Source organism: uncultured Jannaschia sp. (genome assembly GCF_947494055.1).
Taxonomy (GTDB): Bacteria; Pseudomonadota; Alphaproteobacteria; order Rhodobacterales; family Rhodobacteraceae; genus Jannaschia.
On sequence record NZ_CANLTR010000003.1, the window covers coordinates 71137 to 93776 of the forward strand.

Here is a 22640-nt window from a genome sequence, read left to right on the forward strand (position 1 = left end):
GGACGGCCCCTCTCAAGACGTTGATCCTGGCGTCAGCCCTGGCGCGCCTTGAACTTCCGCTGCGTCTTGTTGATCACGTAAACCCGGCCCTTGCGGCGCACCACGCGGCAATCGCGATGGCGGTTCTTCAGCGACCGGAGGGAATTGCGAACCTTCATGGGTCGGCTCTCCTTCGTCTCGGCGCGCTAGGACGCCTCGGGGTTTCTCTCGTGCCCCGGATATTGGGGCCATGAATACGGGCGGTCCCGCAGGATAGCGTGGTGGGCGATACTGGGATCGAACCAGTGACCCCTTCGATGTCAACGAAGTGCTCTACCGCTGAGCTAATCGCCCTCCGTCGCGTCGAGGGTTCGGGACAATCCGACCCCCCGGCGTTCAGGTGGGCGGTGGATAGAGTCTTTCATCTTGCCGTGCAAGGGGGCTTTCTCGTGTTTCGCGACTACCTTATCAGGATGATACAAGGAGGCTCGGTTTCCATGCTGCGCAAGACCTTCCGCCTTTCGGAGCCGGCCATCACGACCGCGCCCCTTATCGTGTCGAGCCCGCATTCGGGGCGCGAATACGACTGGGATTTCCTGACCGCGACCGTGCTCGATGCCGACCGCATCCGCTCCTCGGAGGACGCCTATATCGACGTCCTGCTCGAACGGGTGCCGGCGCTCGGCGTCCCGCTTCTGGCGGCGGCGATGCCGCGGGCTTTCCTCGACCTGAACCGCGCGTCCGAGGAACTCGACCCCGCGGTGATCCGCGACCTGCCGCGCGGGCAGACCAACCCGCGGATCAGCTCCGGGCTCGGCGTGATCCCCCGCGTCGTGGCGCAGGGCCGCGCGATCTACGAGGGCAAGATCAGCCACCGGGAAGCGCGGCAGCGGATCGACCGTGTCTGGCGGCCCTATCACGCGCAACTCGCGCAGCTGATGGAGGCCGCGCATCGCCGGTTCGGGCAGGCGATTCTCCTGGATGTGCATTCCATGCCCCACGAGGCGATCGAGGGGACGGGTTCGGAGGGTGCGACCCCGCAGATCGTGCTGGGCGACCGGTTCGGCGCCTCCGCCGCCCCCGATCTGATGGACCGGGTCGAGAGCGTGTTCGTCGAGCTCGGCTTCCGCGTCGCGCGCAACACGCCCTTCGCCGGCGCCTATATCGCGCAGACCTACGGACGCCCGGGCGACGACCGTCACGCCATCCAGATCGAGATCGACCGGGCGCTCTATCTCGACGAGGTGCGGGTCCGGCCGTCGCAGTCCTTCGACGAGATGCAGCGGCTTCTGACCGAGGCCGTGGCGCGGATCTGCGCCGAGGTGACCGGACTGCGCGACATGGCGGCCGAATAGGTCAGCGAAGCGCGCGGCCCTTCACGATCGCGGCGTCTCCGAACCGGGCGCGAATCGCGTCGGCGGCGCGTTCGGCCCCGGCGCGGCGCAGCGCGTCCGGGTCGAGGAGATCGCCCGCGCGATCCGCCAGATCCGCCGCCACGATGTCCGACAGCCCAACGCCGATGAGTCGTGCCGGGCCCGTCTGCCCCAGGGCGTCGAACAGCGCTCGCGCCTCGCGGTAGATACGGTCGGCCATCTGGGTCGGCTCGGACAGGACGCGGCGGCGGGTCACGGTGGCGAAGTCGGCGTGCTTGAGCTTGAGCGTCACGACCCGCCCGGCGCTGCCCTTCGCCTTGGCGCGGGCGGAGACCTGCTCCGACAGGCGCCAGAGATGGCCGTCGAGAATGTCGCGGTCGGCCGTGTCCTCGCGGAAGGTCGTCTCCTTGGAGATCGACTTGACGGGCCGGTTGGCGCGAACGCCCCGGTGGTCCTCCCCCCGGGCGAGATGCCAGAGCCGGTCGCCCATCGCGCCGAAGCGTCGGGCGAGGTCGCGCCGGTCCCACCGCCGCAGGTCGGCGATGGTCTCGATCCCGGCGCGGCGGAGCGATTCCTCCCCGACGAGGCCGATCCCGTGGATGATGCCCACCTTCTTTGGCGCGAGGAACGCCGCGGTCTCCGCCCGCCCGATCACCGAAAAGCCCCGGGGCTTGTCGAGGTCGGACGCGATCTTGGCGAGGAACTTGTTGTGGCTGAGCCCGATGGAGCCGGTGATGCCGATCTCGTCGCGCATCCGCTTGGTCAGGCGCGCGAGCATCAGTGCGGGCGGCGCGCCGTGCAGACGCGCGGTGCCGGTCAGGTCGAGGAACGCCTCGTCGAGGGACAGCGGCTCGATGGCGGGGGTCAGGTCCTCCATCATCGCGCGGACCTGCCGCGACACCTCCACGTAGAGGTCCATCCGCCCCTTGATGATGACCGCGTCGGGGCAGAGCTCGAGCGCCTTGAACATCGGCATGGCCGAACGCACCCCGCGGATGCGCGCCACGTAGCAACAGGTGGAGACGACGCCGCGCCGTCCGCCGCCGATGATGACCGGCTTGTCGGCGAGCTCCGGCCGGTCGCGCTTCTCCACGCTGGCGTAGAAGGCGTCGCAATCCATATGCGCGATGGCGAGGTCGAAGAGCTCCGGATGCGAGGTGACGCGCGGCGACCGGCAGGACGGGCAACGGGTCCCCGCCTCGAAGGCGGTCAGGCACTGGCGGCACATCGCGGGCATGGGAGCAGTCTACAGGGCGCGGCACGGGCGGGGGAACCGGATTCGTGTCGCCCGGGTTGGAACACGACGCCGACAGAAACCGTGCGACCCGGGAGGGCACATGGCCGAGACCGATCCGAAGACGACGCCGCGCCCGGACGCCCCCGCGACCGGCACTCGTCCTGCCGGGACCACCGCGCCGCCCGCGGGCTCCACCCATTCCGCCGTCGAGACGCCGACCGACCGCAAGAGCCGGAACTGGCTCTGGATCGCGGTCGCCGCGGTGGTGGGCCTCCTTCTCGTCGTGTACCTGTTGTCGATGGGCGCCGATCCGGGCGTGGCTTCGGGATGAGCGAGGACCGGACCCGGATCAAGGGCTCAGGCCGGAGCCGTGGTACGATCGTGCTGGTCGTCCTCGCAACAATCGCCGTTCTGGTCGTGCTCTCCGCGCTCATCTTCGCCTCTGACGCGCCGGAGCTTTCGCCCGACGGCGCCGATGCCCGGGTGATCGACAGCAACGACGCGGAGGGAACGCTCGGCAATTAAGAGCCGAGAACCGACCGAATACTGCACCGCGCTTGCCCGGACGGGCAAGACCGCTCCTTGTTAACCGATGCGTCCAACGATCTCGAGGGAGAGACAAAGATGGCTGACCCGAACCGTACCGGCACCACGACCCGGACGAACACCACCACCCCGACGACGAAGGGCCGAAGCAACAACACGCTCTGGATCATTATCGGCGCCGTCGTCGTACTGGCGCTCTTGTACTTCTTCGTCTTCGCCGGAACCGACACCGTCGAGGATCCCGCCGTCGAGGGCGGCGCACCTGCCGTGGACGCGCCGGCGGGCGATGTCGCCCCGCTCGAAGGCGGGACCGTCGAGGGCACCGGCAACTGATGTACACGTTGCACCGAACCGGCGTCCCTGCTGGACGTCGGTTTGGTGTGGCGGGTTTCGGTCCGATGGAACAGGCGGAGCCCGGGCGCCGTTTCACCTCCGTCATATCCAGGAGAGATGAACATGGTCAGGGAACCCGACGACGCGCCCGTGCCGGAGAAGTCGAAGAAGAACTACTATATCGGCCTGATCGTCGCGATCATCGTCGGGGGCGCGCTCGTGCTCTTCGTCCTGCCGAACCTCTATTACCAGACCGACGAGGGGCCGGCGACCGATAGCGCCGACGGCATCGTCACGCCGTCTCCCGACGGGCTCGATGCGGGCGGCGATCCGGTCGCGCCGGAGAACTGATCGCGTGTCAGGCGTTGGGGTGGGTCGCTTGCGGGGATCGTAATTCCCGCAAGATCGCCTGCGCAGCAGCGGCCGGGTCGGGCGCGGTCCAGACCGGACGACCGACGACGACGTGATCGGCACCCGCACGGATCGCTTCGGCCGGTGTCGCCACGCGCTTCTGATCGCCGAGTGCCGCGCCCGCGGGCCGCACGCCCGGCGTAACGATGAGCTTGCCCGTCGCCTCCGGCAGCGCGCGTATTGCCGCCGCTTCCTGCGGCGAGGCGATCACGCCGTCCGCCCCGGCCGCGAGCGCACGACGGGCGCGCTCAACGACGAGTTCGGGCACGTCGCCCGGCGCGATCAGCGCGGCGTCGAGATCGGCCCGGTCGAGCGAGGTCAGGATGGTGACGGCGAGGATCTTCGTGTCGCCCTTCGCCTGCGCGGCGGCGTCGACGACATGCGGGTCGCCATGCACGGTCAGGAAGTCTAGCTCGAACTGGGCGAGCCCCCGCACCGCCGCCTCGACCGTCGCGCCGATGTCGAAAAGCTTCATGTCGAGGAAGATGCGTTTGCCGTGCTCGGACTTGAGTTCGTTCGCGAGCGCCAGCCCGCCGCCGGTCAGCATGCCGAGCCCGATCTTGTAGAACGACACCGCGTCGCCGAGCCGCGCGGCCAGATCCAGCCCCGCGAGCGCGTTGGGCACGTCGAGCGCGACGATCAGGCGGTCGTCTGCGCGAGTTGTGGTCGGATCGGTCATCGGGGCCTCCGCAGGGTCACGGCCGGGTAGGGGAGGCGGACGTGCCTGTCCAGAGCGACCCTTACGTGTCGGGGTCGATCCCGCCCATCGCGCAGACGCGGTGCCATTCCTCGGGCGTGACGGGTTGCACCGAAAGCCGGCTATTCTTCACGAGCGCCATCTCCGCGAGCGCGGGCTCCGCCTTGATATCGGCCAGCGTGACCGGCCGCGAAAGCGGGGCCACCGCGCGGATGTCGACGCATTCCCAGCGGTCGTCCTCGGTCGTGCTGTCGGGGTGGGCCGTGGCGCAGACCTCGACCACGCCCACGACCGCACGCGCAGCCTGGCTGTGATAGAAGAATCCGCGGTCGCCCACCGCCATCTCCCGCATGAAGTTGCGCGCCTGGTAGTTCCGCACGCCGTCCCATTCCTCGCCCGCATCGCCGCGTGCGACCTGATCGTCCCAGGACCAGACCGAAGGCTCCGACTTGAAGAGCCAGTATCTCATCCACTGATCACCCGGTTCCAGGTTTCGATGCGGACGTCCTCGAAAAGCCCGGCCTTCGCGTAGGGGTCGCCCTCTGCGAAGGTTTCGACATGGGCGCGATCCTCGGTGTCGAAGATGATCAGTGAGCCCGACATCTCGCCCGCCGCATTCACGAACGGTCCGGCCTGCACGACGTGGGGATCGGCCTTCAGGTAGGCCAGATGCGCGTCCCGGTTCGCCTTGCGGACCTCCAGATGGCCGGGCTTGTCGGTGGAGATGAGGGCGTGGAGCATGGTCATTCGTCCTTCAGATCGCGGTCGAGCAGGGTTCGTATCGCATCCTCGACATTTGTCCGCGCGGCCACAAGGTCGTCCACCGCCCGCGTCACCGGCAGGTCGATGCCGCGCGGGCGCGCGAGGCCGAGCGCGGCGGTCGCCGTCGCCGTGCCCTCCGTCGTGGCCTCGGGTGCCGCTTCGCCGCGTCCGAGGGCGAGACCGAGCGCGAAGTTCCGCGAGGCCGGCGAGGCACAGGTGAGTGCGAGGTCACCCAGCCCGGAAAGGCCCATCAGTGTTTCCCGCCGCGCGCCCATCGCCTCCGCCAGCCGCATGATCTCCGCCATGCCTCGCGTCATCAGCGCCGCGCGCGCCGATTCGCCGAGACCCGCCCCGATCGCCGCGCCGCAGGCGATGGCCACCACGTTCTTGAGCGCCCCGCCGAGTTCCACGCCCGTCACGTCGGTCGTGCAATAAAGCCGCAGAGTGGGCGTCGAGAGCCTCGCCTGCAGGGCTCGGCCCGCGTCGGGGTCCCCGCAGCCCAGCGACAGCGCGGTCGGCAGGCCCCGGGCGATGTCGGCGGCGAAGCTCGGGCCCGAGAGGATGGCCGGCACGGTGCCGGGCCAGGCCTCGCGCAGGATCGCGGTCGGCCCGCGCAGGCGGGCGAGGTCCACCCCCTTGCAGGCGGCAACGGCGTGGCGCGGAGCAGAGGTGAGATCCCCGAGCGCCTCGGCCAGCCGCTGCATCGGGATCGCGAGGATCAGCGTCTCGCAAGCGGCGAGGTCATCCGCGGCGCCGGTCGGACGCACCGCTTCGGGCAAGGTCACGTCCGGCAGTCGAGGCAGGTGGCGCGTCCGGTCGGCCGCCGCCATCACGGCGGCGTCACGGCCCCAGAGGCGGACATCCCGACCGGCGCGCGCCAGCGTCACGGCGAGCGCGGTGCCGAAGGCCCCGGCCCCGGCGACGCCGATCACGCCTTGGCCCCGCGCTTGCCGGAGCCGAGCATGGGCGCCGCCGCCCGGTCGAGCGGCCAGCGCGGACGCGCGGCCAGGGTCAGATCGTCGAAGTCCCCCGCGTCGAACCGCTCGATCCCGGCCCAGGCGATCATCGCGGCGTTGTCCGTGCAGAGCGCGAGGGGCGGCGCGACGAAGGGCAGGCCTGCCGCCTCCGCGACGTCTTCGAGCGCGGCGCGCAGGGACCGGTTCGCCGCGACCCCGCCGGCGACGGCGAAGGTAGTCACGTCCGAGAGGGCGAGCGCCCGGCGGGACTTCTCGGCGAGGACCTCGGCGACCGCCGTCTGGAAACTGGCGCAGAGATCGGCGCGCATCTCCCGCGGCAGCCCGCCATGCGCCGCTACCGCCGCGTCGCGCGCGCGCAGGACGGCGGTCTTTAGGCCCGAGAACGACAGGTCGCAGCCCGGACGGTCGAGAAGCGGTCGCGGCAGCGGCACCGTCGCGCTTCCCCCGGCGGCGCAGGCCTCGACCGACGGGCCGCCCGGTTGCGGCAGGGCCAGAAGGCGCGCGACCTTGTCGAACGCCTCCCCCGGCGCGTCGTCGATGGTCCCGCCGAGCCGGGCGAAGGCATCCGGCCCCTCGACACGGAGGAACTGGCAATGGCCGCCGGAGACGAGGAGCATGAGATAGGGAAAGGCCAGCCCGTCCGTCAGCCGCGGCGTCAGCGCGTGCCCGGCCAGATGGTTGACCCCCAGAAGCGGCAGGCCCGTCGCCGCGGACAATCCCTTGGCGCACATCACCCCCGCCAGCACGCCGCCGATCAGGCCTGGCCCGGCCGTGACCGCGATGGCGTCGCAATCCACGAGGCCCAGACCCGCCGCGGCCAGCGCCCGCTCCACGGCGAGGTCGATCTTCTCGGCATGGGCGCGGGCCGCGAGTTCGGGCACGACGCCGCCGAAGCCTGCATGCAGGTCGTCCTGGCCCAGCACGACGTTCGACAGGATCGCGCCGCGCCCGCCCGCATCGCGCCGAACCACGGCCGCGGCGGTGTCGTCGCAGGAGCTCTCGAGCCCCAGAACCGTCACCTCTTGTGTCATGTCCCGCCCGCGTCCAGTGTCGCGCCCCGTTCCCTAGCGTGGCCCGATGGAGGGAACAATGCAGGCGATGCCGATCCTCCTGACCCGCCCGCTGGCGCAGTCCGAGGCGCTGGCGGAGACGCTCCGGGCGGCGGGGGCAGGACGCATCTTGATCGCGCCGCTGATCGAGATCGTCCCGGGCGACCGCTTGCCGGACGTGCCGGGGGGCGCCTTGCTGACCTCGGCCAACGCGGCCCGGGCCTGGACGACGCTCAACGGGCGGCCGGGTCTGCCGGCATGGGTGGTCGGGCCGGGCACGGCGTCGGCGGCGCGGGCGGCGGGGTTCGACGTCCGGGGCGTGGCACCGGACGCGACAGCGCTGGCGTCCCTCGTGCCACCCGACGCGCCGCCGCTCATGCATCTGCGCGGTACGGTGCAGCGGGGCGATCTGGCCGGCGCGCTCCGGGCGCGGGGCATTCCGGCGACCGACGCGGTCCTCTACGATCAGGAGGCGCGGCCCCTGACGCCGGCAGCGCGGGCGTTGCTGGTGGAAGGGCCGGTGCTGGTGCCGCTCTATTCGCCCCGGACGGCCGCGCGTCTGCGGACGGAATGTCCAGCCGTTCTGACGGGCCATCTGCGGGTCGTCGCCTTGAGCGATGCAGTCGCCGCCGAATCCCCCGTTCCGCCGCTTGCGGTGGCCGCGACGCCGGACGGTCCGGCCATGCTCCGCGCGATCCTCGCGAATTTGCGGGCTTCGCCTGTTGAGGGGCGCGGACGCTCGGTCTAGGTGTAGGCGGATAGACCGGGACCGTCCCGGCATTGCCGGAGGGGACGTCTTGGCGCGAAGCACGAAGAAACCGCCTGCGAAGACGGAAACCGATCACGCCCTCGACACCCCGGCGCATACCGATTTCACGATGCCTTCGCAGGACGACGCAGCCGGCCCGGACCGCGAGGCCGAGCAGAGCCTGGAGACTTCGGACGTCGAGCAAGACGCCGAAACATCGACCGTCGAGCAGGCCGCCGGCACTTCTGCCGTCGATCAGGATGCCGAGACGTCGGACGCCGCCGGCCCCGACATAGCCGTTCCAAGGGTGGGCCGGTCGTCCGGAACGAAGGCTTCCGCGGCGAAGACGGACGACGTGACCGAACCTCCGAGCGAAACGTCCGCCGATATCGGCGAGACCGCTGCGGGGGTGGACTCGCCCGATTCCGAGGAATCGTCCGTTGACGAACCTGACCCCGAGGCCTCGGCGGAGACGGCCAGCACGCCGCGGGTGGATCGCGATCAGGTAACCGGGGCCCCGGGGTCGCAGGACGACGCGTCCGATCCGGTCGCGGGGGCGGACACGCGCTCGGATGCGGACGGGGGGAACGGCGGGACCGCCATCGCCCCCGCGCCGCAACCGCAGATTCTGGAGAAGCGCGGACCGGGCTTTCTGCCGCTGGTTCTGGGCGGCCTCGTCGCCGGGGCGATCGGCTATGCCGTGCCGACCTTCCTGATACAGGACGATACGCCGACCGAGGTCGGGAACCCGGCCATCGACGACAGCCGCATTGCCGCGGTGGAGGCGGACGTCGCCGAGTTGTCGGCCCGCCCGGCCTCGACCGCCGCGATCGACGAATCCGATCTGGAGGCGATCCGGGGCGCGCAGGCCGAGCTGAACGACCGCCTCGACGCGATCGAGTCGCAGGTCGGCGCGCTCGAGGGGCGGTCCGCGGTGGCAGATGCGACGCAAGACCTGCGCACGCAGGTGGAGACGATGGGATCCGATATCGAGTCGCTCCGTACGGACCTGACTGGGCGGGTCGACGCGCTGGCCGGCGACGTCGATGCGCTGTCCGGGCAGGTCGGGTCGCTCTCCGACGAGGTCGAGTCCCTTTCGGGCCAGTTCGACACGGTATCCGGCGAGTTCGAGACGCTTCGGGACGACCTCGGCCCGCGACTCGACAGCGTGGAGAGCCAGTTGTCGGAGGTTTCGGCGCGGGCCGACGACGTGGAAGCGGTTGCCGAGGCGCAGGCTCGCGAGGCGGCACGCAATCAGGTCGCGATCGCGCTCGAGTCCGGCGCGCCCTTTGCCGAACCGCTCGGCGTGCTCGGCCCCGCGCCCTGGGCGCTGTTCAACGCGGCCGACCGCGGCGTGGACACGCTGGGCGAGCTTCGCGCCGACTTCGCACCGCTTGCGCGCGAGGCTTTGCGCGCGGCGCGGACCGCGGAGACGGAGCCGGGCGTCGCCTCGCTGTTCCGGAACGCGTTCAACGCGCGGTCCCTCGAACCGCGGGAGGGCGACGACCCGGACGCGGTGCTGAGCCGCGCGGACGCCGCGGTCGACGCGGGCGATCTGGAGGCCGCGCTGGACGAGATCGCCGCGCTGCCCGAAGATGCCCAGACGGTGCTGGCGGACTGGACCGAACGTGCGCGAACACGGGCCGAGGCCGTCGCGGCCGCGGATGAATTTCTGAAGGACGGGTGAGGATTCTCGATGCTCTGGTCGCTGTTCAAGATCCTGCTCTTCGTGGCGCTCATCGTAGCGCTGGCCTTCGGCGTGCAATGGCTCCTGTCGGTCTCGGGCGAGGTGCTCGTGACCTTCAACGGCCAGGAATACGTCCTGCCGCCCCTGATGGTGGTGATCTGCGCGCTGGCGTTGATGCTCGCGCTCTGGGTGCTGTTCAAGCTGGCGGGACTGCTAATCGCGGCGCTGCGCTTCATCAATGGCGACGACACCGCGCTGGGGGCGTATTTCGATCGCAACCGGGAACGGAAGGGCTACGACGCGCTGTCCGACAGCCTGATCGCGCTGGCCTCCGGCGAGGCGCGCGAGGCCGCGGCCAAGGCGCAGAAGGCGGAACGGTACCTGCAGCGGCCCGAAGTGACGACCCTGCTGGTCGCGCAGGCGTCGGAGGCGGCCGGGGAGACGGCGCGGGCGCGCGATGCGTGGAAGGAGCTTCTCGCGCATGACCGCACCCGCTTCGTCGGGGTGCGCGGCCTGATGCGGCAGAAGCTCGAGGAGGGCGACACGGAGACGGCGATGAAGCTGGCCGAGAAGGCCTTCGCGCTGAAGCCGCGCCACGTGGAGACGCAGGACACGCTTCTCCGGCTGCAGGCCCGCGACGAGAACTGGGACGGGGCGCGGCGGGTGCTCACCGCCAAGCTCAAGGCCGGCACGCTCCCGAAGGACGTCTACAAGCGGCGCGAGGCGGTGCTGAGCCTCGCCGATGCCCGCGATCAGCTCGCCCGCGGCGATACCGGAAAGGCGCATGCCGAAATCCTCGAGGCGAACCGTCTGTCGCCCGAGCTCGTGCCCGCCGCCGTCCTCGCGGCGCGGGCGCATATCGAGGCAGGCGAACTGCGCCGGGCGTCCAAGGTCCTCAGGGTCGCGCGGGCGAGGACGCCGCATCCCGACCTCGCCGCGGCCTTCGCCGATATCGATCCGGCCGAGACCCCGGCGGCGCGGATCAAGCGGTTCCAGCCGTTCCTGAAGGTCGCGCCGGACGCGCCCGAGACACGGATGCTGGATGCCGAATTGCACCTTGCGGCCGAGGACTTCCCCGGTGCGCGCCGGGCCTTGGGCAAGACCTGGGAGACGCATCCGACGACGCGCTCGCTGTCGCTGATGGCGGCGATCGAGCGGGGCGAGGGCGCGTCCGAGGCCGTGGTGCGCGGCTGGCTGGCCAAGGCGCTCACCGCGTCGCGCGGGCCGCAATGGGTTTGCGACAATTGCGGCACGGTCCATGCCGACTGGCTGCCGGTCTGTACGCATTGCGAGGCGTTCGACAGCCTCGAATGGCGCGAGGTCGAGTCCGGCGGGTCCGGAACCGCCACGCTGTCCTCTGAGATGCTGCCGCTGCTGATCGGCCCGTCCACGGCCGGGATATCTGACGCGGAGACCGCCGCGCCCGCCCCCGAGCCGCAGAAGCAGAACGACGAGCACCCCGCCGACACGGACGCTACCCGGCGTGAGGCCGACCCGATCGAGACGTTGCCGGCCGGATCCTCTCCGCCAGCGCCGCAGGACGAGGCTCCGACCACCGCGGGAACGTCGCGAATGTAGGAAATTCGGGGCTGGAAACGGCTTCGGACCCCTGCTAGGACGCCGCCACGGTGCCGCTGTAGCTCAGCTGGTAGAGCACGTCATTCGTAATGATGGGGTCGGGGGTTCGAGTCCCTTCAGCGGCACCAGTCGGATCAGACCCGAAAGAAAAAGCCCGCATCTCCGGATGCGGGCCTTTCTCGTGAGGCGATCGCGGGGAGCGTCACACGGTCAGAGATCACCCGCGACGACGAGCGCGAGTTGCAGCCAGGCCGCTTCGTGGGCGGCGATTATTGCGGGATAGCTTTCAGGGTCGGCGACCGGGATTGTGATGCCGAAGTTCCCCACCCGGTCGCGCCCCTCCGTCTCCGACCGCACGGCGTAGGTTCCGGTGAAGCGGAGGGTACCGGTGGACTGCACGATCATGTCCTCGACGAAGACGGAGACCTCCGCCTCCGGAAAGCCCGAGAGCGGCCAGGGCTCGACCGCCACGCGGGCATCGGTGATCGTGTTCAGATGCCGCGCCAGCGCCCCCTGCAACGCGCGGTCGGGCAGGTCCGCCCAGAGCCTGTCGGTGTTGGTGACGAGGCTGCCGTCGGGCTGTTCGATCGGGATCTCCTGGTTGATCGCGTATTCCGGTATCGAGACCTCGTTCACCTGAACCGACGCCGCCGCGACGTTCACGCGGGTTTCGGTCGTGGCCGGCGGCGGTGAGAAATATTGCGTCTCGCCGCAGGCGGTCAGGGTGAGGAGGAGGGCGGCGAGGGATGCTCTCATGGGTCAGCGTCCTAGCAGGAGGGAGTTCGGGTTGCGTTCGATCGTGCGCGAGAGGGACGAGACGTCTTCCGCCGCCCGCGTCGCGGCGCGCAGCGCGCGGTAGAGCTCGGCGTTGATACGGCTGTCGCTGCCGTAGCCGGCCAGAACACCGCTGGCATCGTTCGAGAGCGTCGCGAGCCGATCCACGAGCGCGGGCAGGTCCTGTGCGGCCTCGCGGATGCTGTCGGCCGCGGTCGAGGAGGAACGGAGCGTGGCGTTGAGGTTGTCGAGCGTGCCGCCGGTTCGGATCGTCTCGATCGTCAGCCGTAGTTCCTCGAGCGTGTCGGACAGGACGACAGGGACGTCGTCGGCCTCGTCCGAGGACAGGAACGCATCGGCCGTGGTCATCAGCTGCGTCGTGGAGTCGACCAGCTCGTCGAGCGCGAGGGCGTTGGCCTTGGCCGAGAGCGTGTTGAGGTTCTGGCCCAGCAATTCCGCCTCGGTCAGCACGCGCTCGGCCGAGGCAGAGAGTTCAGGCAGGTTCCGCGTGCCGTTCGCGACCGATTGCGCCGCCGCGGCGGCGGCGTCGAGCGCCGCAGCGAGGCGGGACGCCGCGTCCTGCTCGGCTAGGTCCTGTACGAGGACGCGGATATCGGCGCTGGTGGTCGCGAGTTCGGAGATGATCGTCTGGACCTCGGGGCTGGCCACGAGGGTGCGGCCGTCCTCGAGGAGGCCGCGTGCGGCGCCGGGCAGGGCCTGCGTGTCGGCCGAGGCGAGGAGCGCTTCGGCGGCGGCGGCGACTCCGTCGATCTGCGACCGGAGCGAGCCGAGATCGGCTGTTCCGGCGGCGACGTTCGCGGCCGTCGTGTCGATGGCTGCCAGCGCGCGGTCCACGGTGGCCGAGATCGCGGTCCCGTCGAAGGGCGCGACCACCGCCCGGATGTCGGCGCTTGCCGCGGCGAGGTCGGAGAGGATGGCGTCGAGTTCGGGCGCGGCGATCAGGTCGCGCGCGTTGCGCAGCGTGTCCGCGGCGAGACCGGGGATGGCCCGGGTGCCCTCGTCGTCGAGAATCCCGTTCACGCCGTCCAGCGTCGCCCGCGCCGCACCGACGACGGCGTCGAGGTTCTCCGTGCCAGCCGCGATGTTGTCGGCCGCCGCCTGGGCTGCGGCCAGCGCGTCCGCGAGGCGGGTCGCGATGTCGCGTTCGGCGATGTCGGCGGAGATCGCGCGGAGGTTGCCGGAGATCGCCTCGATGTCGGTGAGCGTGGCGGCGATCTCGGGGGTCGACAGGATGGCTTGCCCGTCCTCGACAAGCCCGCGCCCGTCGGTGAGCAGCGCGAGCACCTGGGCCGGAATGGCGCGGGTCGACTCGTCGGCGGCGAGGCGGTTGACGTTGTCCAGCAGGTCGGTCGCCGAGCCCAGAAGCTCCTCGACCGGCAGGTCGTTGATCCGTTGCAGGACGGATTGCGCGCTGGCCGTGATGTCGTCGATCTCGGCCGGGACCGTGGGGATGAGCGGATTCGCTGCCACGCCGATCTCGAGCCGCCCGGGCTCCGTCTCGGGGGCGTCGACCAGTTCGATGGCGAGGCTGCCGCCGAAGAGGGAGGTCGAGACCAGCTGCGCCCTCAGACCGTCCTCCACGAGTTCGTCGATGAAGTCGATGCCATCGATCTCGTTGCCGCCCTCGGCGAAGCCCATTCGCTGCGGCTGCAGCGACATCACGGCAAGAAGCTCTACCTCGTTGGTCGGATCGTCGGGGCGGACGAAGCCGGTGACGCCGGTCACGAGCCCGACGCGAACGCCGCGGTAGCGAACGATGGCGCCCTCGGAAAGGCCCCCCGCGACGGTGGGAAACAGCGCCGAGATGGTGACGCTCTGCTCGGCGGGCGCCTCGAAGCTGGACGTGCGGGCGGCGTCCTCGGTGTCGAAGATGTTGTAGACGTAGCCAGCCTCGATCTGCGTGCCGCCGGAGATCAGGGTGTCGAAATTGACGCCGCCCTCGAGGATCGACGCGATCGAACCGATGCGGATGTCGACGCCACCCGCGCCGAGCGAGGCCGACACGCCCGAGGCGTCCCAGAACCGCGTGGCCGTCGAGAGTTGCCGGTCGTAGGGCGACAGGATGAAGGCGTCGACGCGCACCTCGGTGCCGTCGGGGGACAGGGTTGGCTCGGAGACCTCGCCCACCTCGATGCCGCGATAGAGGATTGGCGCGCCCGGGCCGAGGCGGGAGCTGTCCTTCGCGCGCAGCACGATCGCCGTGCCCTCCACGCCCGGCGGGATGATCGGCGCGCGTTCGTTGCCGACGAAGGCCGTCTGTGCGTTGGCGGCCCGGTTGTCCCAGGTTCCCTGGATGTATGTGCCCGAGAGGATCGTGTTCAGGCCCTGCACGCCGCGCGCGGTCACTTCCGGCTGGACGATCCAGAAACTGGCGCTCTCGTCGAGGAAGGGGGCGATGTCGTTGTTGACGCGGACATAGACGTTGACCTCACTCAGGTCGGAGGTGAAGCCCACATCCTCGACGATGCCGACCGTCACCTCGCGGTAGCGCAGCGTGGTCTGTCCCACGGTGACGCCGGACGCGTCCGGGAAGGAAATCGAGATCAGGACGCCGCGATCGGACCAGGACTGGTAGGCGATCGCCAGCGCGATCAGGACCGCCACGACCGGCACGAGCCAGACGGCGGAGACGATGCCGCGGCGGCTGCGACGGGTCTCGGAGACGGGCGCGGCGGGACGGTTCGGGTCGTCGGTCATGCAGGACTTTCGTCGGAGGTCTGCCGGATCTGATCCCAGATGCGGCGACTGTCGAAGCTCATGGCGGCGAGCATGGTGAACACGACCGATAGCGCGAAGCAGACGGCAGCGACACCGGGATTGATCGTCGCAAGCAGGTTGAACTGCACCAGCGCGGCGAGGATGGCGACGACGAAGACGTCGATCATCGACCAGCGCCCGATCCATTCGACGACCTCGTAGAGGTGCAGGAGCTGGCCGGGCTTGTGGCCGTGCGGGCGTCGCACGATGGTCGCGAGATAGGCGATCGCGATGAACTTACCGACGGGGATGATGACGCTCGCGAAGAAGACGATGCCCGCGACGCCGTAGGCGCCGTGATGGGCAAGCTCGATCACCCCGCCGACGATGGTCGCGTCCTGCACTTGTCCGACCGTCCGCGTCAGGAGCATCGGATAGAGGTTGGCGGGGATGTAGGCCATCAGCCCGACGAGCCACCACGCCCAGACCCGTTGCATCGAGGTGCGGTCGCGGCTTTCCAGCGAACCGCCGCAACGCGTGCAGGTCCGCGTGCCCATCGGCGAGACGCGGGTGCAGTGCTGGCAGCCGACGAGGCCGGCCTCGCGGGCCGTCAGCGCCGCGATGCGGTGTCCAGTGCCGTCCATATGGAATACTTGCTCAGCTGCGTGTCCTGCAGCGCCGTTATGAAGACGATGGCGGCGAAGGACCAGAAGGCGGGGCCCATCGCAAGCGTCGCGAGGTCGCCGAGCTTCACCAGCGCGACCGCGACGCCGATCATGAAGATCTCCGCCATCGCCCAGGGGCGAAGCGTCTCGGCCAGGCGCAGCGTGAAGGCCGCGCCGGGCAGGGGCGGACGGTCGAAGGACAATGGCCCGAGCGCCCAGATGAAGCAGACCAGCCGCGACACCGGCAGGACGATGACGAAAAGCGTCACCGCGATGGCGAGGGGCGCCATCACGCCGCGGTTGAAGGCCATCGCCGTCTCGAAGACCGAGGCGCGGCTGTCGAAGACGCCGTTGCGAAGCTCGAGGAACGGGAAGAAGATCACGATGAACATCAGGACGAGCGAGGTCGAGGCCAGCACGACGATGCGGACGATCGCCTCGGGGCGGTCCACCGCGATGACCGTGTTGCAGCGCACGCAACGCAGCCGCTTGCCATCCGTCACGCCATGGATCTCGTGCAGGGCGTCGCAGACCGGACAGCAGACCAGGTCTTCGGACGGGGCCATCAGTAATCCTTCTCGTAGAACAGTCCGAGCGAGGTGCTCCCCGCCGCGCCGACGGAGCCGCGAACCGTCAGGTCGCGGGTGACGTCGAGGTTCAGAGACAGGTCCGCTTCCCCGTTCTGGTCGATCTGCACGTCCGTGTAGACGTTGTCGGACACGTATTTCCCCGCCCGGAGCGCAACGTTCCCTTCGTCGTCGGTCGTCACGTCGAGATCGTCGAGCCCGGCGCTGCCGCGGAGGTTCTCGAGAAGTCCCCCCTGCGAGCGTCCCGCGAGCACCGCGACGGAGTTCGCGAGCTGCAGGGCCTGTAAAGGCGACAGCTCGCTCAGGTCACGGCCGAAGAAGATCTGCGCGACGATCTCCTCCTGCGGGATCTCGGGCGTCGACTCGAAGCGCACCTCGATCGCGTCGGCCGGTCCTTCGACAACGATCGAGGCGGTGATCGAGTCGGTCTGCGTCACCGCGACGAGGCGGATATACGGGGTCAGCCCGCCCTGGAAGGTGATCGTGCCTTCGTCGAGGTCGAAGCGCTGCTGCAGGATGTCGAGCCGCCCGCGGACAAGCTCGAACCCGCCGGTCGTCACCGGATTGGCGGTCGTACCCCGCAGCCCCAGTGTCCCGCCGAGCTCCGCGTCGAGGCCACGGCCCCGGATGAAGATGCGACCCGGCGCGTCGATGGTGAGGTTCAGCCCGTAGGCCGGGCCGCCGCCACCGGACGGGGACATCGCGCCGTCCGAGCCGTCCTGTCGTGCCAGCGCGAGCGTCCGCTGCACCGGGCGGGGCGTGTTGATGTGGCGGATTTCCCGGAGGTCGCCGATCGCGGTGAGGCCGGAGGAGGGAACCGCGATCTCCGCCCCGTCGATGCGGATGTTGCCACCGATCACCGCGCCGCCGGTCAGCGGCCCGGTGATCGTGACACGGCCGTCCACCTCGGCGGTGTAGAGCTGCGGGTCCTCCAGCGTGACGTCGAACTCGGTCGTCAGGTTGGCGCTGTAGGGCGCCGACAGGCCGACCGGGCCGTCGAGCGAGATGCGCCCGCCCGATTGCGGCGAGGCCGTGAGCGTGATCTGGGCTTGTCCGTTCTGCAGATCGATCCGCGCGTCGATGTCGTCGAGCCCGTTCCTGAGCGACGGCAGGACCAGCGCCGCGTCGTTCGCGGTGATCGTGCCGGACACCGCGTCGAGCCCCGGCGGGCCGTTCACGCTCAGGTCGAACTGCGCGACGCCCGCGATCTGCTGCGGTGCGAGCGCGGGATTGGCGAGTCCGAGCGGCGCCGACCCGGTCACCGACAGGTCGAGATTGCCGTCGGGCAGCACCGACCCGGCAACGGCGGCATTGGTGCCGGAGGGTCCGTCCAGGTCGACGTCAACGGCCCAGACCTCGCCCTGTCGTTCGGCGGTGCCCGCGACGTTCAACGGACCGGCGATCTCGGGGACGAGCGGGCCGATATCGGGCACCGACAGGTCGAAGGAGGCCCGGGGAGACTCTCCGGTCAGCACGCCTTCCGCCGTCAGCGTGGCGCCGAGCGGGCCGCTCGCATCAATGTCCGCGTTCCACTGTCCATCCTGCTGGAACAGCCGGCCGGAGGCGTCGAGTGCGCCGTCGAGGCCCGGCACGAAGGGCGACACGTCGCCGGCGTTGAGCTGGAAGTCCAGATCGGCTTCGGGTCCCGTCGCGATGCCGGAGACGCTGGCCGAAAGCGCCTGCGCGCCGTCGACGTTCACGTCGACCTGGAACTGGCCGTCCACCTGCTCGGCCTCGACGTCGTAATTCAGCGGCCCCTGAAGCTGCGGCGCGAGTATGGAGGAATCGGGAATCTGCCCCGTCGCCGTGATCGACGGCACGCCGTTTACGAGGTCCACACTCGCGTCGAGCGTGGCGTCGTAGGGACCGGTTCCGTTGAGATCGATGGCGAAGCCGGTTTCCGTCTGCACTGCCTGCCCGGTGACCGACAGGCCGCCCGGCACGGGCGCGAGCTCGCTCAGATCGGGCACGTCGGCGGTGAAATCCACCGTGAGCGGCGCGGCGGTTACGATGCTCTCGGCCGTGACGACCGAAGCGTAGGGGCCGCGCGCCATGATCTGCGCTGCGATGTCCTCGCCGATCCGCGCGACATTGCCGTCGATGTCGAGGCGGCCCTCGATACCGGGCGCGAAGTCCTCAAGCTCGGGGATCGTGCCGGCGAAATCGACGGAGAGGGCGTCGCCCGTCACCGGGCCGGAGGCGCGCAGCGTGATGTCCGAGGGCGCGGCGACGGAGGTGTCGATCTCCCACACTCCGCCAACCTGACGAAGCGTGCCTTCGAGGTCGACCGCGCCCTGCAGCGCGGGCTGGCTCTCCAGCGCGGGGACGGGGCCGGTCAGGTCGGGCAGGGTGGCCGAAAAGGCGATCTCCGGCGTGTCGCCGGTGACGGTGCCTGCCACCTCGGCCGTGAGATCCCAGGGGCCGGACGCATCCGCGTCGATCGACCAGACCCCGTTCGTCGCCGAAGCCTGTCCCGTGAGTTCGAGCGCGCCGGGTACGCCTTCGGCGAAGGCGGAAATGTCGGGGATAGCAGCGGAAAAGGTCACGTCCGGCGCCGGTCCGGTCAGGACGCCGTCGGCCGAGATCGTGACGCCCTCGGGCGCGGAGGCGTCGAGCGTGCCGGACCAGTTGCCCTCTTCGTCCTGCGTCACGTCGGCGGCGGCCTGGATCGGCCCATCGAGGCGCGGGTCGATGCGGGTGCCGTCCTCGATCGTCGCGGAGAAGGTCGCGCGGCTGGTTTCTCCGGCCTCGCGCTCGGGCGCTTCCTCGTCGAGGATCGCCGCGCTGCCTTCTGCGGAGAGGTGATCGTTCGAGAGGGTCATCGCGTCGACGAAGGTGCCGCTCGTGGTGCGACGCGTGTCGATGGCGAGAATCGTCTCGCCCTCGAGGATCGCGTCGGCCTGCGGAATGCCGAGCGCGAGATCCTGCGTCACCGCGCCGAGGGACAGGTCGAAGGTCGCGGCAACCGGTGCGTAGGTGCCGGTCACGGTCGCCTCCGCCGCGCCGCTCAGGTCCTGACCGGACAGGCCGGAAAGGCGCGCGAGGTCCGCGAAGGTCGAGACCAGATCTAGGGTCAACGTCAGCGGCTGCTCCGGGTCGGTTCCGTCGGCAGTGACGGATCCGGACAGGTCGTAACCCGCGCCGTCGAGCGACAGGTCGGTGAGACGGACGGGCGCCCCGTCCTGCCAGCCCACGTTCGCGGCGAGGTCGACCGCGTCGCCCACGGCCTGCTGCAGCGCGGGGTCGGCGAAGTCGAGCGCCTGCAGCGCGGCGGCGATCTCCGCGGTCGCGGCTTGGACCGTGCCGTCGCTGCGTTCGATCGCGCCTTCGGCGTTCACGCTCGCGGTGCCGAGTTCGAGCGTCGGCGTCGTGTAGTCCTGCGCGGTAAGGTCGAGCGTCCAGGTTTCGGACTGCGCCGCGTCGTAGGCCACGTCGAGTTCAGCGCTCAGAAGCTGGCTTTCGGTGGCGGTCGGCAGCAGGATCGGCGTGCCGTCGGGTGACGCGAGTTGACCGGTCACGTCGACGAAGCTCGGCCAACCATCGGTGCCGAGCCGGACCGTGCCCGCGAGCTGCAACGCCTGCGTGTCGAGCCGGAACGTGTCGAGGTCGAGGCTGCCGTCGTCGCGTTGCAGGCCTTGTGCGACGAGCGCGATGTCGTCGCCGAAGAAGGCCTGGTAGCGCGGGGCAAGCAGCGCGGTGACGTCACCGCCGAGATCGACGTCGAAACGGCGGCCATCCTCGGTCCCGTCGAGCGTCACCTGCCCGCCGATCCGCTCCTCGCCGTTCGAGGCGACGGCGATGTCGGCCGCGAAGGCGTCGAGCGGGCCTTCGCCGTCGACGGTCAGCTCGATGGCGGGCGCGCCGGGCAGTTGCAGGAGCGTTGCGGCGATGCCGCCCTCCGCCTCCGCCACGTCGAGGTCGATATCGAGCGCCTGCGTCTCGGCGGCGTAGCTCGCGTCGATGCGGAAAGTGCCCTCGACCCCGTCGAGCCGCTGTCCGTCGAGATGGACCTCCCCGGACCCGTCGGCGAGCTGCGCGCTGGCCTGGAGCGTCAGGGCGAGTTCCTGTCCCAGAAGCGGGGCGCCGAGCTCGATGCGCTCCGCCCGCAGGCTCTCGATATTCACCGAGACCGGCAGGTCCGGCAGCGAGAAGCCAGAGGCCCCGGCATCCGGCAACGCCTCGACCCCTTCGGCCGGCAGCGGCGCGCGTTCGACGCGGATCAGCGCGGCCGAAAGTTCCTCGACCTCGAGCCGGCCGCGCAGCAGCGCGGAGCGGTTCCAGTCCAGCACCACGTCCTCGAGCCGGAGCCACGGCCCCTCGTCGTCGGAGACCTGCAGCACGTCGAGCGAGGCCGCCGAGGAAAGCGCGCCCTCGAACCCGTCGATGCGGACCGACAGGCCCGGCGCCGACAGGTTGTCCTCGATGAGCCCCGTGAGGAAGCCGCGGTCGCGCTCCTCCTCGGCATCCTGCGCGAGGAGGGGCGTGGCCACGAGGACGAGGGGGAAGAGATAGCGCATCATCAGAAGGCCTGCCCGATACCGATATAGATCCCGACGCCGCCGTCGTCGTCCGGACCCGAAACGGGAAACCCGAGATCGACGCGGAGCGGTCCGATGCCCGTGTTGTAGCGCACGCCCAGACCCGCGCCAGAGTGGCTGTCTCCGCCGGTGAAGTCGGCATCCGGCGCAACGAGGCCGAAATCCACGAAGCCGACGATGCCGATGTTCTCCGTGACGTCCTGCCGGACCTCCCCGGACAGACCGACGAAGGACAGGCCGCCCACGGTGTCGCCGTCGTCGAGCTCGACGCCCAGGGATTGATATTCCTGGCCGCGGACGGTGCCGCCGCCGCCGGAGAAGAACAGCGTGCTCGCCGGCACGTCTTCCAGGTCGGGACCGATCACGCTGCCGACTTGCAGGCGGCCCGCGAGGACGGTCTGACGCTCGCCGCCGCCGAAGCCCTTGTAGCCGCGCACGTCACTCGTGAAGACGGCACCGGGCCCCGCGCGCGAGAAACCGTAGAACGGCCGCAGTCCCGCCTCGACGTAGTAGCCGTCACGCGGGTTCAGGGGCACGTCGCGGCGATCGTATTGCGCGGCCAGCGGCAGGGAAAAGATCGAGAAGGAGCGTTTGCCGAGCGCGTCGTCCGTCTCACTGTACTCGTAGCCCAAGCCGTAGGAATATTCGAACGTGTCCGAGACGATGCGCCGCGCGCCGGCATCGATGAAGACGCGGTCCGAGCTGAAGTTCGGCTCGTCGAGGCGTTCCACCCCGCCGTTGACGTAAAGGTCGGTCTCCGCATTGAAGGTCGACGGGCGGAGGTAGCCGAAGGTCAGCCCGTAATCGGTGCCGCCCGACACGGTGCCGCCGATACCGTCGACCGAAGCCTCGAGCCGCAGGGAATCGGCGTAGCCCGTCAGGTTGCGGTGCAGCCAGTAGGCCGAGGTCGAGATCCCCTCGTCCGAGGACAGCTCCGCGCCGAAGCCGAAGCGGCGGGGCAGGCGTTCGGCCACGGTGATCGTCATCGGCAGGGTGTTGTCCGGGCCGATCTGTTCGGCCTCGGTGATCGAGACCGAGTCGAAGGCGCCGGTCCGCTGCAGGCGGCTGGCCGAGGTCTGCACTTCGTCGGGGTCGAAGACGCGTCCTTCCCGCAGGTCGGCGATCCGCGCGATGTGGCGGGCGCGTACGTCTTCCGCCCCCTCGACGGCGATCGGCCCGTAGCGCAGCCGGGGCCCGGGTGCGAGGCGCAGGTCGGCGTCGAGCCGGTCGGTCGCGTGGTCTGCGGTGATGGTCTGCTGCGCGAGTTCGGCCTTGGCATGCCCGTCGGCGCGCCAGCCATCGACCCCCGCGCCGACGGCGTCGCGGATGATCTCCGTGCCCGCCGGCTCACCCGGGGCGAAGCCGTCGGGGACCTCGGTCTCGGGGGTGACCGGCGCGATCGCGGCGCGCCCGAACATGAACCGCGCGTTCGGCCGCACGTCGATCGTGACCTGCCCCACCGGGCTGCCCTGACCGATCGTGGGAAGCTCGGCGGCTTCGGTCCCGTCGACGCGGATGGAGATCTCCGGCCCGAAGTAGCCGGCCTCGAACAGCACGGCGAGAAGCCGGGCGTAATCGGCCTGCGCGGCGGCGACGATCTCGCGGCGCACGGTATCCTCCTCGCCGATGGCGGAGGCGGTGAGCGAGGCGGCCTGAAGCTGCTCGCCCAACTCGGAGAACGTGTCCTCGTCGCCGGCGATCCGGAAGGTGAGGTTCGCGGCGTTCGTCGACGCGGTCGAGATCAGCAGGGCGAGGCCCGTTGCAAGGACGTGTTTCAAGACAATTCCCATTCCGTAGGCCGGCGGCGTGTCGGTCGGCCCCGGATCGCGCGGCCGAGGCCGTCGCGCCTGTTTATCAGGCGTTAACGCGCGACAAAAGCGGGCGGGGTTCACAAGCGCGGAACTGTGACCCATCTGTCCCGGAACCCGGTCCGGGGGACGGCGTTTGGAAGCGCCGCCGCCAGGTGCATCGGGCACGAACC

Annotated in this window: 21 protein-coding genes and 2 tRNA genes; 9 read left to right on the forward strand and 14 right to left on the reverse strand. The window is 70.2% G+C overall.

All coding sequences use genetic code 11. The annotated features are described in order from the left end of the window. Positions 1-32: 32 nt before the first annotated feature. Entirely contained in the window at positions 33-158 is a 126-nt protein-coding gene (gene ykgO / locus Q1A87_RS03860; RefSeq protein WP_068338904.1) for a type B 50S ribosomal protein L36, read from the reverse strand. A gap of 100 nt (positions 159-258) precedes the next feature. Further along, a tRNA-Val gene (locus tag Q1A87_RS03865) sits at positions 259-333 on the reverse strand. Positions 334-476: 143 nt separating this feature from the next. Here Q1A87_RS03865 and Q1A87_RS03870 point away from each other — a divergent pair. Further along, positions 477-1334 carry an N-formylglutamate amidohydrolase gene (locus Q1A87_RS03870; RefSeq protein WP_299647258.1) on the forward strand — a complete coding sequence of 286 codons (858 nt, stop codon included), beginning with the start codon at positions 477-479 and terminating at the stop codon, positions 1332-1334. A gap of 1 nt (position 1335) precedes the next feature. On the opposite strand, the gene Q1A87_RS03875 is transcribed toward Q1A87_RS03870, so the two are convergent. Next, positions 1336-2589, reverse strand: coding sequence for a DNA polymerase IV (locus Q1A87_RS03875; protein ID WP_299647259.1), 1254 nt, complete (start codon positions 2587-2589; stop codon positions 1336-1338). A gap of 100 nt (positions 2590-2689) precedes the next feature. Between Q1A87_RS03875 and Q1A87_RS03880 the strand changes: the two genes are divergently transcribed. From Q1A87_RS03880 to Q1A87_RS03895, 4 genes are all read left to right on the forward strand, one after another. Further along, positions 2690-2920: a hypothetical protein gene (locus Q1A87_RS03880; RefSeq protein WP_299647261.1), complete on the forward strand. Its 231-nt coding sequence runs from the start codon at positions 2690-2692 to the stop codon at positions 2918-2920. Next, entirely contained in the window at positions 2917-3114 is a 198-nt protein-coding gene (locus tag Q1A87_RS03885) for a hypothetical protein (RefSeq protein ID WP_299647263.1), read from the forward strand. The genes Q1A87_RS03880 and Q1A87_RS03885 overlap by 4 nt, the downstream gene beginning before the upstream one ends. Before the next feature lie 99 nt (positions 3115-3213). Then, positions 3214-3468 carry a hypothetical protein gene (locus tag Q1A87_RS03890; protein ID WP_299647265.1) on the forward strand — a complete coding sequence of 85 codons (255 nt, stop codon included), beginning with the start codon at positions 3214-3216 and terminating at the stop codon, positions 3466-3468. A gap of 123 nt (positions 3469-3591) precedes the next feature. Then, positions 3592-3819 (forward strand): hypothetical protein, encoded by a 228-nt coding sequence (locus Q1A87_RS03895; RefSeq protein ID WP_299647267.1) that lies wholly within the window; start codon positions 3592-3594, stop codon positions 3817-3819. 7 nt (positions 3820-3826) lie between these two features. On the opposite strand, the gene pyrF is transcribed toward Q1A87_RS03895, so the two are convergent. The 5 genes from pyrF to tsaD form a co-directional block, all read right to left on the reverse strand. Then, positions 3827-4558, reverse strand: coding sequence for an orotidine-5'-phosphate decarboxylase (gene pyrF / locus Q1A87_RS03900; protein WP_299647269.1), 732 nt, complete (start codon positions 4556-4558; stop codon positions 3827-3829). Between the two features lie 61 nt (positions 4559-4619). Further along, on the reverse strand, positions 4620-5045 hold the full coding sequence (locus Q1A87_RS03905) for an EVE domain-containing protein (RefSeq protein ID WP_299647271.1): 426 nt from the start codon (positions 5043-5045) through the stop codon (positions 4620-4622). Then, positions 5042-5317 carry a YciI family protein gene (locus Q1A87_RS03910; RefSeq protein ID WP_299647273.1) on the reverse strand — a complete coding sequence of 92 codons (276 nt, stop codon included), beginning with the start codon at positions 5315-5317 and terminating at the stop codon, positions 5042-5044. Before Q1A87_RS03910 ends, Q1A87_RS03905 begins: the two co-directional genes overlap by 4 nt. A gap of 2 nt (positions 5318-5319) precedes the next feature. Next, complete coding sequence (locus tag Q1A87_RS03915; RefSeq protein ID WP_299647275.1) at positions 5320-6270, reverse strand: NAD(P)H-dependent glycerol-3-phosphate dehydrogenase; 951 nt, start codon at positions 6268-6270, stop codon at positions 5320-5322. Continuing rightward, the gene (tsaD, locus tag Q1A87_RS03920; RefSeq protein WP_299647277.1) at positions 6267-7346 is read right to left on the reverse strand and encodes a tRNA (adenosine(37)-N6)-threonylcarbamoyltransferase complex transferase subunit TsaD; all 1080 of its coding nucleotides are present in this window, start codon (positions 7344-7346) and stop codon (positions 6267-6269) included. Before tsaD ends, Q1A87_RS03915 begins: the two co-directional genes overlap by 4 nt. A 58-nt stretch (positions 7347-7404) precedes the next feature. Here tsaD and Q1A87_RS03925 point away from each other — a divergent pair, with 58 nt between their 5' ends. The 4 genes from Q1A87_RS03925 (at position 7405) to Q1A87_RS03940 (ending at position 11505) form a co-directional block, all read left to right on the forward strand. Then, a complete protein-coding gene (locus tag Q1A87_RS03925; RefSeq protein ID WP_299647279.1) occupies positions 7405-8112 on the forward strand; it encodes a uroporphyrinogen-III synthase in 708 nt (235 codons plus the stop codon). Positions 8113-8161: 49 nt separating this feature from the next. Continuing rightward, complete coding sequence (locus Q1A87_RS03930; RefSeq protein ID WP_299647281.1) at positions 8162-9799, forward strand: mitofilin family membrane protein; 1638 nt, start codon at positions 8162-8164, stop codon at positions 9797-9799. 9 nt (positions 9800-9808) lie between these two features. Beyond that, positions 9809-11377: a heme biosynthesis HemY N-terminal domain-containing protein gene (locus tag Q1A87_RS03935; RefSeq protein ID WP_299647283.1), complete on the forward strand. Its 1569-nt coding sequence runs from the start codon at positions 9809-9811 to the stop codon at positions 11375-11377. 52 nt (positions 11378-11429) lie between these two features. Next, positions 11430-11505 (forward strand) — tRNA-Thr (locus Q1A87_RS03940). Between the two features lie 82 nt (positions 11506-11587). Here Q1A87_RS03940 and Q1A87_RS03945 read toward each other — a convergent pair. The 6 genes from Q1A87_RS03945 to Q1A87_RS03970 are packed head-to-tail and all read right to left on the reverse strand — an operon-like array spanning position 11588 to position 22437. Further along, the gene (locus Q1A87_RS03945; RefSeq protein WP_299647285.1) at positions 11588-12133 is read right to left on the reverse strand and encodes a PqiC family protein; all 546 of its coding nucleotides are present in this window, start codon (positions 12131-12133) and stop codon (positions 11588-11590) included. 3 nt (positions 12134-12136) lie between these two features. After that, complete coding sequence (locus Q1A87_RS03950; protein ID WP_299647287.1) at positions 12137-14869, reverse strand: MlaD family protein; 2733 nt, start codon at positions 14867-14869, stop codon at positions 12137-12139. Next, entirely contained in the window at positions 14866-15513 is a 648-nt protein-coding gene (locus tag Q1A87_RS03955; RefSeq protein WP_299647289.1) for a paraquat-inducible protein A, read from the reverse strand. Before Q1A87_RS03955 ends, Q1A87_RS03950 begins: the two co-directional genes overlap by 4 nt. Continuing rightward, complete coding sequence (locus Q1A87_RS03960) at positions 15480-16100, reverse strand: paraquat-inducible protein A (protein ID WP_299647291.1); 621 nt, start codon at positions 16098-16100, stop codon at positions 15480-15482. Before Q1A87_RS03960 ends, Q1A87_RS03955 begins: the two co-directional genes overlap by 34 nt. Then, complete coding sequence (locus Q1A87_RS03965; RefSeq protein WP_299647293.1) at positions 16100-20641, reverse strand: translocation/assembly module TamB domain-containing protein; 4542 nt, start codon at positions 20639-20641, stop codon at positions 16100-16102. Before Q1A87_RS03965 ends, Q1A87_RS03960 begins: the two co-directional genes overlap by 1 nt. After that, entirely contained in the window at positions 20641-22437 is a 1797-nt protein-coding gene (locus Q1A87_RS03970; RefSeq protein WP_299647295.1) for an autotransporter assembly complex family protein, read from the reverse strand. Before Q1A87_RS03970 ends, Q1A87_RS03965 begins: the two co-directional genes overlap by 1 nt. Positions 22438-22640 lie beyond the last annotated feature (203 nt).

Excerpts from the sequence above, each read along its gene's own strand:
- ykgO (WP_068338904.1), bottom strand. The coding sequence starts at position 158 with ATGAAGGTTCGCAATTCCCTCCGGTCGCTGAAGAACCGCCATCGCGAT.
- Q1A87_RS03870 (WP_299647258.1), top strand. The coding sequence starts at position 477 with ATGCTGCGCAAGACCTTCCGCCTTTCGGAGCCGGCCATCACGACCGCG.
- Q1A87_RS03875 (WP_299647259.1), bottom strand. The coding sequence starts at position 2,589 with ATGCCCGCGATGTGCCGCCAGTGCCTGACCGCCTTCGAGGCGGGGACC.
- Q1A87_RS03880 (WP_299647261.1), top strand. The coding sequence starts at position 2,690 with ATGGCCGAGACCGATCCGAAGACGACGCCGCGCCCGGACGCCCCCGCG.
- Q1A87_RS03885 (WP_299647263.1), top strand. The coding sequence starts at position 2,917 with ATGAGCGAGGACCGGACCCGGATCAAGGGCTCAGGCCGGAGCCGTGGT.
- Q1A87_RS03890 (WP_299647265.1), top strand. The coding sequence starts at position 3,214 with ATGGCTGACCCGAACCGTACCGGCACCACGACCCGGACGAACACCACC.
- Q1A87_RS03895 (WP_299647267.1), top strand. The coding sequence starts at position 3,592 with ATGGTCAGGGAACCCGACGACGCGCCCGTGCCGGAGAAGTCGAAGAAG.
- pyrF (WP_299647269.1), bottom strand. The coding sequence starts at position 4,558 with ATGACCGATCCGACCACAACTCGCGCAGACGACCGCCTGATCGTCGCG.
- Q1A87_RS03905 (WP_299647271.1), bottom strand. The coding sequence starts at position 5,045 with ATGAGATACTGGCTCTTCAAGTCGGAGCCTTCGGTCTGGTCCTGGGAC.
- Q1A87_RS03910 (WP_299647273.1), bottom strand. The coding sequence starts at position 5,317 with ATGCTCCACGCCCTCATCTCCACCGACAAGCCCGGCCATCTGGAGGTC.
- tsaD (WP_299647277.1), bottom strand. The coding sequence starts at position 7,346 with ATGACACAAGAGGTGACGGTTCTGGGGCTCGAGAGCTCCTGCGACGAC.
- Q1A87_RS03925 (WP_299647279.1), top strand. The coding sequence starts at position 7,405 with ATGCAGGCGATGCCGATCCTCCTGACCCGCCCGCTGGCGCAGTCCGAG.
- Q1A87_RS03935 (WP_299647283.1), top strand. The coding sequence starts at position 9,809 with ATGCTCTGGTCGCTGTTCAAGATCCTGCTCTTCGTGGCGCTCATCGTA.
- Q1A87_RS03945 (WP_299647285.1), bottom strand. The coding sequence starts at position 12,133 with ATGAGAGCATCCCTCGCCGCCCTCCTCCTCACCCTGACCGCCTGCGGC.
- Q1A87_RS03950 (WP_299647287.1), bottom strand. The coding sequence starts at position 14,869 with ATGACCGACGACCCGAACCGTCCCGCCGCGCCCGTCTCCGAGACCCGT.
- Q1A87_RS03955 (WP_299647289.1), bottom strand. The coding sequence starts at position 15,513 with ATGGACGGCACTGGACACCGCATCGCGGCGCTGACGGCCCGCGAGGCC.
- Q1A87_RS03960 (WP_299647291.1), bottom strand. The coding sequence starts at position 16,100 with ATGGCCCCGTCCGAAGACCTGGTCTGCTGTCCGGTCTGCGACGCCCTG.
- Q1A87_RS03965 (WP_299647293.1), bottom strand. The coding sequence starts at position 20,641 with ATGATGCGCTATCTCTTCCCCCTCGTCCTCGTGGCCACGCCCCTCCTC.